The 14,076-nt window shown below is 67.6% G+C and carries 12 protein-coding genes; 3 read left to right on the forward strand and 9 right to left on the reverse strand.

All coding sequences use genetic code 11. The annotated features are described in order from the left end of the window. Positions 1–228 precede the first annotated feature (228 nt). Positions 229–615: a fluoride efflux transporter CrcB gene (crcB, locus tag ASF16_RS11700; RefSeq protein WP_056167003.1), complete on the forward strand. Its 387-nt coding sequence runs from the start codon at positions 229–231 to the stop codon at positions 613–615. A 103-nt stretch (positions 616–718) separates the two neighbouring features. Further along, positions 719–1,582: a TIGR00730 family Rossman fold protein gene (locus ASF16_RS11705; RefSeq protein ID WP_056167007.1), complete on the forward strand. Its 864-nt coding sequence runs from the start codon at positions 719–721 to the stop codon at positions 1,580–1,582. Positions 1,583–1,669: 87 nt separating this feature from the next. Here the strand turns inward: ASF16_RS11705 and ASF16_RS11710 are convergent, their stop codons facing one another. The 9 genes from ASF16_RS11710 to ASF16_RS11755 all read right to left on the reverse strand — a co-directional run bounded on the left by ASF16_RS11710 (position 1,670) and on the right by ASF16_RS11755 (position 12,801). Continuing rightward, positions 1,670–2,668, reverse strand: a complete 999-nt coding sequence (locus ASF16_RS11710; protein ID WP_156372044.1) for a FecR domain-containing protein — start codon at positions 2,666–2,668, stop codon at positions 1,670–1,672. Between the two features lie 11 nt (positions 2,669–2,679). Further along, positions 2,680–4,017, reverse strand: coding sequence for a surface lipoprotein assembly modifier (locus ASF16_RS11715; RefSeq protein WP_056167009.1), 1,338 nt, complete (start codon positions 4,015–4,017; stop codon positions 2,680–2,682). A gap of 119 nt (positions 4,018–4,136) precedes the next feature. After that, the gene (locus tag ASF16_RS11720) at positions 4,137–5,345 is read right to left on the reverse strand and encodes an MFS transporter (RefSeq protein WP_056167012.1); all 1,209 of its coding nucleotides are present in this window, start codon (positions 5,343–5,345) and stop codon (positions 4,137–4,139) included. After that, on the reverse strand, positions 5,342–7,084 hold the full coding sequence (rmuC, locus tag ASF16_RS11725) for a DNA recombination protein RmuC (RefSeq protein WP_056167016.1): 1,743 nt from the start codon (positions 7,082–7,084) through the stop codon (positions 5,342–5,344). Before rmuC ends, ASF16_RS11720 begins: the two co-directional genes overlap by 4 nt. Positions 7,085–7,157: 73 nt before the next feature. Further along, positions 7,158–8,147, reverse strand: a complete 990-nt coding sequence (locus tag ASF16_RS11730; RefSeq protein ID WP_056167019.1) for a D-glycerate dehydrogenase — start codon at positions 8,145–8,147, stop codon at positions 7,158–7,160. 172 nt (positions 8,148–8,319) lie between these two features. Then, positions 8,320–9,789, reverse strand: coding sequence for a sodium:proton antiporter (locus ASF16_RS11740; protein WP_369817141.1), 1,470 nt, complete (start codon positions 9,787–9,789; stop codon positions 8,320–8,322). Positions 9,790–9,930: 141 nt separating this feature from the next. Continuing rightward, a complete protein-coding gene (pncB, locus tag ASF16_RS11745; RefSeq protein ID WP_056167027.1) occupies positions 9,931–11,151 on the reverse strand; it encodes a nicotinate phosphoribosyltransferase in 1,221 nt (406 codons plus the stop codon). A gap of 199 nt (positions 11,152–11,350) precedes the next feature. Further along, positions 11,351–11,866 carry a thioesterase family protein gene (locus tag ASF16_RS11750; RefSeq protein ID WP_056167028.1) on the reverse strand — a complete coding sequence of 172 codons (516 nt, stop codon included), beginning with the start codon at positions 11,864–11,866 and terminating at the stop codon, positions 11,351–11,353. Beyond that, positions 11,863–12,801 (reverse strand): histone deacetylase, encoded by a 939-nt coding sequence (locus ASF16_RS11755; RefSeq protein WP_056167033.1) that lies wholly within the window; start codon positions 12,799–12,801, stop codon positions 11,863–11,865. Before ASF16_RS11755 ends, ASF16_RS11750 begins: the two co-directional genes overlap by 4 nt. A 201-nt stretch (positions 12,802–13,002) precedes the next feature. On the opposite strand from ASF16_RS11755, the gene ASF16_RS11760 reads away from it, so the two are divergent. Then, positions 13,003–13,551, forward strand: a complete 549-nt coding sequence (locus ASF16_RS11760) for a phasin family protein (protein ID WP_056167035.1) — start codon at positions 13,003–13,005, stop codon at positions 13,549–13,551. Positions 13,552–14,076 lie beyond the last annotated feature (525 nt).

Consider the following 14,076-nt stretch of genomic DNA (forward strand, 5'->3'; position numbering starts at 1 on the left):
GGGCGGGGTGGGGGCTATCTTCGCCAGTCGGTCAAAGCCGATAGCCGGTACTCAGGCCCTCCACCCCAACACCTCCACCATACAAGCCGGTTCCACGGTGGCGCTGGCCGGGGTTGCGTCCCAGGCTGACGGTGGATGGCGGTTCGCGCAGCCGTGGCCACGGTACAGACCGGCTGAACACAGCATCGCCGACAATACGGCCCTTCGTTTCTCCGGAGTCATCGCACCATGCTTGCAGTCGTGGCCATCTGTATCGGTGCCAGCGTGGGTGCGCTGGCGCGCTGGCGGCTCGGTATCTGGCTCAACACGGCGGGAGCCCTGCTGCCGTGGGGCACGCTGGCGGCCAACCTGATCGGGGGGTACCTGGTGGGGGTCTGCGTGGCGGTGTTCCAGGCGCTGCCGCAGCTCGACCCGGTGTGGCGCCTGGCGCTCGTCACCGGGTTTCTGGGCGGGCTCACCACGTTCTCCAGCTTCTCTGCCGAGGTGGTGGGCATGCTGCAGCAGCAGCGTTATCTGCTGGCGCTGGGCACGACCGCAGTGCATTTGCTCGGCTCGCTCACACTCACTGTGCTGGGCATCCACAGCGCTACTCTTTTGATAGCTGCACGCGCTTGATCCTGCGTAATAATCAAGCGCAACGCTCATCACCACCCCACGTTCAACCCACTGCCGACCTGCGCTTTTGCGACGGCCTGCAGCGCTTTTTTTCTGATCTGCCATGGACGCCAATACCCAACTCAATGACCGCCGCCTGGCCGATGCCTGGGCGGAGCTGCAAAGCCACGCCGCCAACGGCAACCCGCTGCACGCCGATGCCTATCGCCTGGCGTTCGCCGACCCTGAATTCATGTTCCGCCGCGAGACCCGGGGCATCCGCTTTCAGCTGGAGATGCTCAAGCCCGACCTGGGCCAGATCGAGCAAGGCATCGAGAACACCATCGTGGTCTACGGCAGCGCCCGCTTCATCGCGCCCGACGAAGCCGATGCCCAGTTGCTCGAGGCCGAAGCCAGCGGCGACGAGGTGCGCCTGCAGCGCGCGCGCCTAGCCGTGCGCAACGCCAAGTACTACGACCTGGCCCGCCAGTTCGCCCGCGTGGTGGCCGAGCACAGTGAACGCCAGCAGCCCGCGGACCGCATCTACATCTGCACCGGCGGCGGCCCCGGCATCATGGAGGCCGCCAACCGCGGCGCGCACGATGTGGGCGCCCTCAACGTGGGCCTGAACATCGCCCTGCCCCACGAGCAAAGCGGCAACCGCTTCATCTCGCCCACGCTGAGCTTCAAGTTCCACTACTTCGCGCTGCGCAAGATGCATTTCATGATGCGCGCAAAGGCGCTGGTGGCCTTCCCTGGCGGCTTCGGCACGCTGGACGAGCTGTTCGAAGTGCTCACGCTGGTGCAGACGAAAAAGGCCAAACCCGTGCCCATCGTGCTGTTCGGCTCGGACTACTGGAAGCGGCTCGTCAACTTCGAGGTGCTGGTCGAAGAAGGCACCATCTCGGCCCAGGACCTGGGCCTGTTTCACTACACCGACGACCCGCAGGAAGCGTGGGAGCTGATCAAGTCGTTCTACCAGCTGTGAACGGCTGAGCCCCTGGGCCTGCGGGCCCCTGCCCTTGCCATGCGCCCCCGTCCGCACCACCCGCTGGTGCGTGCAGGGGCCGCCTCGTCAGCGGATCACCGGCGGCGGTGGCGGCACCGCGATCGGTGGCAGCACGATGATGGGCCGCACGATGGGCGGCAGCACGAAGATGGGGGGACGCGTGGCCGGCGGTGCGGGCGTGGTGGGCGTTGTCGTGGGCGGTGTGGTCGGTGGCGCGCCGGTCACCGGCGGCCGCGTCGTCGGTGGCTGCGTGGGGGTGCCCGTGGTCGGGGGCGGCGGCGCGGTAGGGATGGAAGGGTCTGGCGGCGGTACCGTCGTCGTGGGCGGCGGTGGTGGCAGCGGCACGCCGGGCGCGGGCGGAGTGGGTGTGGTGGTAACGGGCGGCGGCACGGGGGCGACCGGGGTGGGCGCCAAGCGACCGCTGCTGTTGAGCTCCTCGCCCACTGCAAACGGCACCGGTGGCGGCGGCAGCGGTAGCACGGCGCGTGTGTGGGTGTACAGCGGCAGTTGGCTGCTGGCCACCACACGCACCGATTCGCCCGCTTTCACGCCCACGCAACCGGCTTCGGTGCACACCTCGATCTCGTCCTGCTCACCCGACACCACCAGCTCGCCCTCGGCATTGAAGGCGATGAGGAAGGCAGAGCCCCGGATGCCGACTACCGCCGTGGGCGTGGTCACCCGATAGTTGCGCGGGTCGCGCTTGCCGATCAGGCCGGTGATGGCGCGCATGCCGCCGCGCAGCAGGTCCACGGCGAAATGGTCTTCGGCCGCGTTGCCGGCATCCGCATACCGTGTGACCGTGAATTGCGAGTCCGGGTACAGCGCCACCAGCCCGCCATCCGAAAAGCGGATCTGCGCGCGGCCCGCGGCGCCCGTCACGACGACATCGCCACTCTCGACCTCGGCACCTTTGGCCACCGGCGCCTGGGCGGCACCCCTGCGCAACTGCACATCGCCCGCCACGAACTGCACCAGGCCGGCAGCGGCCAGGCCCTGTAGCGGCCATGCAGCCGCCACGGCCAGCCACAGTGCCAGCCGGGAAGAAGGAAAATTGGACTGCATCAGGGACTCCCTCAGAACTCGCGGCGCACGGTGACCGAGAACACGCGGCGGTCGTAATCGGTGATGGGCAGCGTGGACGCATTGCGCGTGATGGCCCACTGCGGCGTGATGCGCCAGCCGGGCGCCGGCAGCCAGGACACGCCCAGCACCCCATAGGTCTGGCGGTCGCGCCGTGTCACGCCGAAGAACGGGTCGGCCGCGCCGTAGCGGCGGCGCTCGTGGTTCAGGTGCACAAACGCCGCCCAGTCGGCAGTGATGGCCCACTGCACGCCGGCCCGAAGGCCCGCCAGGTGGTGACCCAGGTTGTCCACGTCGCTGGCGTGCGGGGTCTCCTGCCCCGCATACAGCCCGGCGTAATACAGGCTGCCGTTGCGCAGGATGTGGACGTACGAGGTACCGCCCACCGTCCGGCGCGCATTGCGCAGCGACTGCGTGGGGTAGCGCAGGTCCTGCACCTGCAGGAAGGTGTCCCACTGCCGAAATCCGTCGAGCCGGTAGATCCACTCGCCCAGCACGCCGCCGATGTTGCGCAGCGTGTCGCCATCGAGCCGGTAGGTGGCGCCCTGCGCGCTCAGCATCCACTCGTGGCGCTCCACGCGGTAGGCCACGCCGGCGCTGGCATCGAGCTGCGCGCTGTCGTAGGGCTTGCCCGCGTCGGAATAGCCGCGCACTTCCCCTGTGGCCGCGCCGATCAGCGACCAGCGGGAGTCCAGCACATGCCGTCCGCGGATGTTGCCCAGCACGGCGGCGTACGACGCACGCTGCGCCTCGGCACCCGGGGCCAGCGACCAGGCGGGTGTGCCAGGGGGCGACAGCGCGGGTGCATTCAGGTCGGGGCCGGCATTCGCGTTGGTATCGCGGCCCACAGTCAGCTCGACATGGCCCTTCCAGGTGGAGCGGCCTTGGTGGCCCAGGCGGTCGTAGGACACCAGAAACTGGTCGATGCTGAGCGCAGCGTCTACCGGGATGCCGGCGGCACGAACGCGCTCGGAGACGGCGTTGGCACCCTGCTTGTCGCCCACGGCGTGCAGTGCGCGCCCCAGCTCCCACTGGGCTTCGGTGTTGCCGGGCTGCGCCGCCACCACCCGCTCCCACGCCAGCACGGCCCGGCTGTACTGGCCCGCCGCATGGGCGGCACGGCCCATGGCCGCATCGAATGCCGGGTCGCCCGCGCGCGCAGCCTCTTGCGCATCCAGCACCTCGAAGGCGCGCCGGGCGTCGCCCTGCTGCAGCAGGGCATGCGCCTGGCCCACGACTTCGTCGGCATGCAGAAATGACCCGGGGGCCGCCACCAGAAACGGCAGCACGGCCAGGCGGCGCACGTGCCGGGACCAGGTTGGAACGCTCATGTCAGCCCCCTCTGTCGAATGGGGCGAATCTACTACGTTTCGCGCCCCTTGCTCAGCCCCTCAAGCCCTGATTGCCACGCTGCGCGCAATACCGCACGAAAACCCATTCCGGTGCCCGCTCAGGTGCCGTTTCCCGAGTCCTTGGGCGCCTGCACGGGCTCGGACGGCGCCACTGTCAGCAGCCACGCCAGGCGCGTGCCCCCCGCCACGATGGCGCCCACACCCCAGAACAGCCCGCCCACGCCGATCAGCGCTCCGGCCGACCCGAAGATGAGCGGCATGAGCACGCTCGACGCGTTGATGGCCATGAGCCGCAGGCCCAGCGCCTCGCCGTGGCGGTGCGAGGGCGTGATCTGGTGCAGCAGGCTCATCACCATGGGCTGGGCCGAGCCCAGCGCAAAGCCCAGCAGCACCGAGCACAGGCCCATGCCCAGGGCACTGCCCAGCAGCGGGTAGATGCAAAACAGCACCGTGGTGGACACCATGGCGCCCGCCAGGACCACCCGCTCGCTCAGCTGCGCGGCCACCATGGGCATGAGCATGCGGATCACCGTGGCGGCAATGGCGAACGCGCCCAGGATGGTGCCGATGACCGACGCCGACAAGCCGCGCTCGTGCCCCAGCAGCGGCACCACGAAGGCGTGCACATCCCAGCACGAGGACAGCAGCCAGTTGACGATGAGCAGGCGCCTGAAGGGCACGTCGCCCAGCAGGTCCCACGCGCGGCGCGGAACGCCGTCGTTGGCCGCGACCACGGGCGGAAACTCCACCGTAGTGCGCACGCAGACCCAGGACAGCAGCGGCAGCACGGCCAGCAGCGCGAACGCGCCCCGGTAGCCCTCGATGCTGCCGGGCACCCGGCCCACGTGGTCGATCATGAGCCCCGCGAGGAAGGGCCCGATGAAGTTGGAAACCGCCGGCCCGATGGCCAGCCAGCTGAACACCTGCCGCAGCTGCGTGGTGTCGTGCACCGCGCGGCCCACATGGCGCTGCACCGCAATGGTGGCCGCACCGGCCGCACCGCCCGTCATCAACGCGGTGATGCACAGCACCGGAAACACCGGGAACAGCATGGCCAGCGCCGCACCCGTGGCAGCCAGGGCCACGGAGTAACCCACCGGCCGCTTGAGCCCGTGGCGGTCTGCATAGCGCCCGGCCGGCAGCGCCAAAAACACCTGCGTGAGCGCAAACAGCGCCACCAGCAGGCCCACCGCTGCAGCGCCGTAGCCTTCGCGCAGGGCCAGCAACGGGGCCGCCAAACGCATGCCCGCCATGCAGGCGTGCACGCAGACCTGCCCGGCAATCAGGCGTGCCAGGTTGCGGTTCATGGCAGGTCGTCCTCCAGGTCCAGGCCCGGCAGTGCGGCCGTGCCGGTGCCCGCTGCCGGCACGACGGGTGCTCCGAGACCGGTGGGTGCGTTGGGTGCGGGCAGCTCCTGCACGTCGCGCAGCTTGCGCTGCAGGGCGCGGGTGCGCACGCCCACGTCGTCGAACTTCTTGGCCGCCGCGTCGATGGACTTGCGGGCCGACTCGACGATCTCGCCGAACTTGGAAAACTCGGTCTTCACCGAACCGAGCACGCCCCACACTTCGGACGAGCGCTTTTCGATGGCCAGCGTCTTGAAGCCCATCTGCAGGCTGCTGAGCATGGCGGCCAGATTGGCGGGGCCGGTGATCATCACGCGGCAGTCGTTCTGCACCGCTTCGACCAGGCCGGGACGGCGGATGACTTCGGCGAACAGGCCCTCGGTGGGCAGGTACAGCACCGCGAAGTCGGTGGTGTGCGGTGGCGACACGTACTTGCTGAAGATCTTCTTCGCTTCGAGCTTGATCGAGGTCTCGAACGCATTGCCGGCCGATGCGATGGCGGGCTTGTCGGCCGCGTCCTGCGCGTCGAGCAGGCGCTGGTACTGCTCCACCGGGTACTTGGAATCGATGGGCAGCCACACGGGCTGCTCGTCGCCGCGGCCCGGCAGGCGGATGGCGAATTCGACCAGGTCGTCGCTGCCGGGCACGGCCTTGACGTTGCGCGCGAACTGGTCGGGCGTGAGCACGTTCTCGATGATGGCCCCCAGCTGCATTTCGCCCCACGTGCCGCGCGTCTTCACGTTGGTCATCACGCGCTTGAGGTCCCCCACGCTGCCGGCCAGGGTCTGCATCTCGCCCAGGCCCTTGTGCACCTGCTCCAGGCGGTCGCTCACGAGCTTGAAGGATTCGCCCAGGCGCTGCTCCAGCGTGGCGTGCAGCTTCTCGTCCACCGTGCGGCGCATCTCTTCGAGCTTGGCAGAGTTGTCGGTCTGGATGGCCGCCAGGCGTTCGTTGAGCGCCGTGCGCAGCTGCTCGGCATTTTGCTGGCTGCCCTGTACCAGGCCCGCCAGTTGCTGCGAGACAGCGTCCTGCAGCACGCCGAACTGGTGGCGGATCTGCTGGCCGTTGGCTTCGAGCTGGTCCTTGAGCGCGGTGGACACGGCGCCCAGCTGGGTGTGGATGTCGCTCTTGAGCGAGTCGAGCGTGCCGCGCGTGGCGACGGACAGGGCCTCGAAGCGCTCCTGGATGCGCTGCTCGAACAGCTGCGTGCTCTCGGCCAGCGCCTCGCGCGAGCGCTGGCTGTCGGACGCCAGGGACTGCGCAGTCTGAGTGAGCTCTGAACGGAACGCCGCCAGCGCATCCGACAGCTCCTTGCGCGCCAGCGCGGCCTCGGCCTGGCCCTGGGCCAGGCGCTGCTCGAGCTTGGCCTCGAACGCGCCGAACGCAGCCAGCAGCTCAGCGCGGCCGGTGCGCGATTCGCCCACGGCCTGGCCCAGGCGTTCGTCGACAGCGCCGCGCAGGGCCTCCAGCTGGCGCTGCGTGGCCTGCGTGAAGCCGCCGAGTTGCTGGCCCAGCGACTCCATCGCGCCATCGTTGCGCGCCACGGCCAGCCGGGTGGCCTGGGCCATGCTCTCCAGCGCCTGCAGCCGGGTGTTCCAGTCGGCAGGCCAATTCACGTTCGGGCGGCGCAGCAGGACGATGGCCAGCAGCACTATCACCAGGCCCAGGGCGGCCAGCAAGACGAGGGTGTCGGTAGTCAAAATGCGTTTACTATACTTTTGATAGCTGCTCGCGCTTATCCATCCAGCGGTAGCAGGTGTTTTTATTAAAAATTCAGCCGCGGTTCGAGGCGGCGGGCGTATTCACCGGCGTGAGCGCACCGCGCCCGTCGAAAAAGGCGATCAGGTTGTCGGCCGCCAGATTGGCCATGGCGCGGCGCGTGGGCACCGTGGCGCTGGCGATGTGGGGCGTGAGCACCACGTTGGGCACGGTTAGCAGGTCGGGGTGCACGCTGGGCTCGCCTTCGAACACATCCAAGCCCGCCGCCGCAATGCGCCCCTCGCGCAGCGCCACGGCCAGCGCCGCGTCGTCCACGATGCCGCCGCGCGCGATGTTGACCAGCGTGGCGGTGGGCTTCATCAGCGCCAGCTCGGCCGCGCCGATGGTGTGGTGCGATGCCGCGGTGTAGGGCACGACCAGCACCACATGGTCGGCCGTGGCGAGCAGCTCTTCCTTGCCGACGTACGTGGCCTTGCACTCGGCTTCGAGCTCCGCCGACAGGCGCGAGCGGTTGTGATAGACCACCTTCATGCCAAAGCCGTGCGCGCCGCGCCGGGCAATGCCCTGCCCGATGCGCCCCATGCCGATGATGCCCAGCGTGCTGCCATGGATGTCGCTGCCGGAAAACATGTCGTAGCTCCACTTGGTCCACTTCCCGGCGCGCAGGTAGTGCTCCGACTCCGTCATGCGGCGCGCGGTGGCCATCAGCAGCGCAAAGCCGAAGTCGGCCGTAGTCTCGGTCAGCACATCGGGCGTGTTGGTGCCCCACACGCCGGCGGCCGTCATCGCGTCCACGTCGAAGTTGTTGTAGCCCACCGCCATGTTGGCCACGATCTTCAACCGCGGCGCGGCCGCCAGCAGCGCCGCGTCGATGCGCTGGCTGCCGGTGGTGAAGGCGCCGTCCTTGTCGGCCAGGCGCTCGGCCAGCTCGGCGGGGGACCAGATGGTGTCATCTGGGTTGTCCAGCACGTCGAAATGCTGGCGCAGGCGGTCCACGATGTCCGGGAAGATCGCACGCGCGACCAGGATGCGGGGCTTGCTCATAGTCTCATCTCCAAGGTGTTCGCGAGGTCAGTCGCCCTATAAAACCGGCGCTGCCCAGGCCAGTGGCCGCCGTGCAAAGGCCGCCCTGCAGCGAGGGCGGCGTCCCCCTTCCCGCAACGCGCAGCGGTGCGAGAGAAGGGGGAAGCGGCGCAGCCGCTCAGGGGGATGTACATCATCTGAACCAGATGAATGTCATGACAAGAAACAGCGGCACCAGGATGCCGCCCGACCACAGCATGTAGCCGAAGAAGCTGGGCATCTTCACGCCCCGGTCTTCGGCGATGGCCTTGACCATCATGTTGGGCGCGTTGCCGATGTAGGTGTTGGCACCCATGAACACGGCACCGGCCGAGATGGCGGCGAGCGTGGGGGCCAGCGTGGTCATCAGCACGGCCGGGTCGCCCCCTGCCGTGTTGAAGAACACCAGGTAGGTCGGCGCGTTGTCGAGAAACGAGCTGAGCACGCCCGTGGCCCAGAAGTACATGGCCGGGTCGGCCGTGCCGTCGGGCCGGGTGACGGCCCGCACCACGGCGCCGAATGGTCCGTCCGTGCCGGCCTTGAGCATCGCGATGACGGGAATGATGGTGAGGAAGATGCCCGCGAAGAGCTTGGCCACCTCCTGCATCGGGGCCCAGCCGAACTGGTTGTCGTCGTGCACCTGGCGCGGCGTGAGCCACAGCGATGCCAACGTGACGGCCACAAGGCCCACGTCCCGCACGATGCCGGGCAGGCCCACCGGGGTGCCCATGATGTCGAACACGACGGGCGACTTCCAGAACCCGCTGAGCAGCACCAGGGCCACCACCGCGCCCAGCAGCGCAAAGTTGAGCTTGCCGTCGAACCCGAAGGCGCGCACACCGCCCGTGTCGGGCGTGGGGTCGCGCGGCAGCACCTCGGCCCCTTGCCGGTAGAACCAGGTGTCGAGCGCAAAGAACAGCGCCAGCAAGGTGCCGATGAGGAACATTGTCTCCGGCAGGATGTGGCCCACGGTCCAGAAGAAGTCCACGCCTTTCAGAAAGCCCAGGAACAACGGCGGGTCGCCCAGCGGGGTGAGCGAGCCGCCGGCGTTGGACACGATGAAGATGAAGAACACCACCACATGCACCACGTGCTTGCGGTTGTCGTTGGCACGGATCAGCGGGCGTATCAGCAGCATGGACGCGCCCGTGGTGCCCATGACGCTGGCCAGCACCGCGCCCAGGGCCAGCAGCCCCGTGTTCAGGCCCGGGCTGCCATGCAGATTACCGCGGATGTAGATGCCGCCCGCCACGGTGTACAACGCGGTGAGCAGGATGACGAAGGGGATGTACTCGGCCAGCAGCGCATGCACCAGGTTCGCGCCCGCCACCGCCGGCCCGAAGGCCACGGCGAAGGGCAGCAGGAACGCCAGGCCCCAGGCGGCCGCCACCTTGCCGAAGTGGTGGTGCCAGAAGATGGGCGCCAGCAGCGGCATGAGCGCGATGGACAGCAGGATGCCCGCGAACGGCACGCCCCACAGCACCGACAGCGTGCTCCCGTCCAGATCGGCGGCCTGCGCCACACCGGGCCATGCCGCCAACAAAAGCGCCGCGGCCGACAGCCTGCGCGCCGCCTTCAAGATATTCGTTGTCTCCATCTCGCTCCAATAACTGTGGCGCCCCATCGCGGGTGCCGGCGGGTGCCGATGAGTGCCGCCAATGCAACTGTTTCAGACTGATCGCGACTGAATGCAGCCCTATGTCAGCGAATGCCGCTGTGCGGATGCAGAGCGTCGACCCTGAAGGCCGCCCCCTGCCCCGCAGGGTCAGGCAGGCTGGGGAATATCGAACACCTGGCGCAGATAGGCCAAATACTTTTCATCGTCGCACATGCCCTTGCCGGGCGTGTCCGACAGCTTGGCCACCGGTTGGTCGTTGCAGCGGGTCATCTTGATGACGACCTGCAGCGGCTCGTGCGCGGGCGGGCTGCCCAGATCATTGGTCAGGTTGGTGCCAATGCCGAAGGCCAGCTGGCAGCGCCCGCGGAACTGCTGGTACAGCTCGATGGTGCGCGTCACGGTGAGCGCGTCGCTGAAGATCAGCGTCTTGGTCAGCGGGTCCACGCGGTTCTTGCGGTAGTGCTCCAGCAGGCGCTCGCCCCACGCAAACGGGTCGCCGCTGTCGTGGCGCGCGCCGTCGAACAGCTTGCAGAAGTACAGGTCGAAGTCGCGCAGAAAGGCGCTCATGCCGTACACGTCCGACAGGGCGATGCCCAGGTCGCCGCGGTATTCCTTGGCCCACATTTCAAACCCGAAGACCTGGCTGTCGCGCAGCCGTGGACCCAGGGCCTGGCAGGCCTGCAGGTACTCGTGCGCCATGGTGCCGAGCGGCGTCACGCCGAGCTTCATGGCATACAGCACGTTGCTGGTTCCGGCGAACTGGCCGGGGCCTGCCGGTGCGCCCGGGCGGCGGTCGCCCGTGCCCAGGCGGGCCACCAGCACGCGCAGCACCTCTTCGTGCCAGGCGCGGCTGAAACGGCGGCGGGTGCCGTAGTCGGCGATCTTGAGGTCGGACAGGCCGTCGGCCTGCAGCTGCGCGATCTTGGTGTCCAGGCGCCTGCGGCCTTCGGGAAAGTCGGGCACCTTCTGCGTGTTGCGGAAGTACACCTCGTTGATGATGGCCAGCACCGGAATCTCGAACAGGATGGTGTGCAGCCAGGGCCCGCGGATGGAGATCTCGATCTCGCCGTTGTGCAGGGGCGTGACTGCGATGTACTTTTCGTTGAGCTGGAACAGCCCCAGGAAGTCCACGAAGTCGCTCTTGATGAAGCGCATGGACCGCAGGTAGGTCAGCTCGGCGTCCTGGAACTGCAGGCTGCACAGCGACCGGATCTCGTCGCGGATCTCATTGGCGAACGGCGCCAACTGCACGCCAGGGTTGCGGCACTTGAACTTGTATTCGACCTGCGCACCCGGAAACTGGTGCAGCACGACCTGCATCATGGTGAACTTGTACAGGTCGGTGTCGAGCAGGCTGGTGATGATCATGGACGGTGCGGGCGCAAAGAAGGCCGGGGACGCAGAAGGCCGTGCAGCAAAGCCGCAAAGTGTAGGCCATGCCGCTGTGCGGCGCTTTCAAGGCCGCCACCACCCTGCCGGCCCAAGCGTTTCAGGCCAAAAATGGCCCTACCGCTGGATGAGCAAGCGTCAGCAGCTATTAAATCAATAGCACCAGCACTGCAGGCGCTCAGCCCGCGACCACCAGCGCCTGCAGCACCTGGCGCAGCGCGTCCGGCACGGGCACAGGGCGGCGGGTTTCGCGGTCTACATACACATGGATGAAGTGCCCGGCCGCGGCGGTCAGCGGCTCGCCCTGCGCGAACAGGCCCACCTCGTAGCGCACGCTGGAGCTGCCCAGCTTCGCCACGCGAATGCCTGCCTCTACCGTCTGCGGGAAGGCCAGCGGCGCGTAGTAGTTGCACTGGGTCTCGATCACGAGGCCGATGGTGCCGCCCGCGTGGATGTCGAGCACGCCCTGCTCGATCAGGTGCGCGTTCACCGCGGTGTCGAACCAGCTGTAGTAGACGACGTTGTTCACATGGCCGTAGACATCGTTGTCCGCCCAGCGCGTGGTGATGGGGCGAAACGCGCGGTAGGCGCTGCGCGGCTGCGGTGCAGGGCGCGCCGCCGAGGTTGCCGTGGGGACGGCTGCGGGCGTGGTGTCTGAACGGGTGGCGTGGGGGGTGCTGGCGGCGGACGTCATGGCCGCACATTCTGCCAGCGCTGGTGGTACTCCCAGGCCACGCGCCAGGTGTTGAGCTGCGCCGTGAGCGTATCTTCCATGTCGCGCCCGTAGCCGCCCGCCATCGCGAAGACCAGTGGCAGCCGCCGCTGCCAGGCCCAGTCGAAGACGTGCCGGTCGCGCGCTTCCAGGCCGTCGTGCGTGATGGCCAGCCGGCCCAGGCGGTCGCCCTCGTGCGGGTCGGCGCCGGCCAGGTAGAACACCATCTCTGGCGCAAAGCAGTGCTCCAGTGCGTCCAGCGCGTGCGACAGCGCTTCCAGATAGGCATCGTCGGTGCAGCCGTCGGGCAGCTCCACATCCAGGTCGCTCGCCTCCTTACGAAACGGAAAGTTGCGCGCGCCGTGCAGCGACAGGGTGAACACGCTGTGGTCGTCCTGAAAGATGTGCGCCGTGCCATTGCCCTGGTGCACGTCCAGATCGATCACCGCGACCCGGAGCGGCTGGGTATGGCGGCCGCGCGCCCTGGCCCGCTCCACCTGCATCAGCCGCGCAGCCACCGCCACGTCGTTGAACACGCAAAAGCCGCTGCCCTTGTGGGCATACGAATGGTGCGTGCCGCCGGCCAGGTTGCCTGCCACGCCTTCCTGCAGCGCCACGCGGCTGGCGGCTACCGTGGCGCCCACCGAGCGGCGGGCGCGCTCGGCCATGGCGGGGCTCCAGGGGAAGCCGATCTCGCGCTGGGCGGGTGCCGGCAAAGTGCCGTCGGCGATGGCGTCGATGTAGCTGCTGTCGTGCGCCAAGGCCAGTTCGCTGTCGGCCGCGGGCTGCGCCACCTGCAGCGACACGCCGGGCAGGTGCTGGGCGATGCGGTCGCGAAGCAGGCGGTACTTGGCCATCGGAAAGCGGTGGCCTTCGGGCAGGGGCAGCACAAACTGGTCGGCGTAATAGGCGTGCATGACGCGATTGTGGCAAGGCAGGGATTCCTGAGGTTGCATCTCTAATTTGCTGCATCGCAACAAAAACCTCTTGCAAACCGGCACCAAGTCCCTAAAATTCGATCCATGCTGCACTGCAACATGACTTGTTCGAGTCAGGGCCAGCGCAGATGTCTTGTGAACCACCATGGCCCGCAGGGCCCCATTCTTAGGAGATATGACATGACGCTGACCGCAGAACAAATCCTCGCTTCCCACAAAGCCAACCTCGAAACCCTGTTCGGTCTGACGACCAAGGCCTTCGAAGGCGTGGAAAAGCTGGTCGAACTGAACGTGACCGCCTCGCGCGCTGCCTTGTCAGAAGCCGCCAGCCACAGCCAGGCCGTGCTGGGTGTGAAGGACGCACAAGAGCTGCTGGCTCTGCAAGCCGGCCTGTTCCAGCCCCTGGCTGAAAAGACCGCCGCTTACAGCCGTCACCTGTATGACATCGCTTCCGGCACCGGCGCCGAGTTCGGCAAGGCTTTCGAAAGCCAGGCTTCCGACGCACAACGCGCATTCACCGGCCTGGTCGACAGCGCCGCCAAGAACGCACCTGCCGGTTCCGAAACCGCCGTGGCTGTGATGAAGAGCGCCGTCTCTGCCGCCAACAACGCTTTTGAATCGGTCCAGAAGGCTGTCAAGCAAGCGTCCGACGTGGCCGAAGCCAACTTCAACGCCGTGGCCAGCACCGCTGCCAACGCCGCCAAGACGGCCGCTCCCCGCAAGCGCTGAGCCCAGGGCACGCGGTCTGGAGAGCAACCTCTAGGCCGTTTTCAGGGCTTACCCTGATAATCCCATCACGCGCTACAGCCCCGGTTGCAGCGCACGAGTTGTCTCCTTGGATCCTCGCGAAACCCCCGTTTCCAGGATCCCTTCAAAGCCCGGTTCTGCCGGGCTTTTTTTTGCCTGCGCGCCGGATGGCCCGGGCCGCAGCGCAGGTGTGGCGCCTGGCACACCCGCTACCCATCTCCACGGTGACCCAGGTCAGCACTGAAGGGAGTTGAGATAACCACCACTCCACGCGGCGCGAAAACTGGGATTTTTTGGGCTATCCCGGGATGAATCGGAACGCGCCGTTGCAATGAAGTTGCAACCGATGGAACAGCGCCGGGCACTCCGAATGAGGCAATTTGGACCCCGAGGCTAGACTACAGCTTTGGGCCGAGGCTGTGTGAAAACCCAACCCTAAACCGCTGCTAAAAATTAAAATAACGGCACCCGATTCAAGCGAGGTGCCCCATGAAGCGATTCATCGAA

Source organism: Acidovorax sp. Leaf78 (genome assembly GCF_001422735.1).
GTDB lineage: Bacteria > Pseudomonadota > Gammaproteobacteria > Burkholderiales > Burkholderiaceae_C > Acidovorax.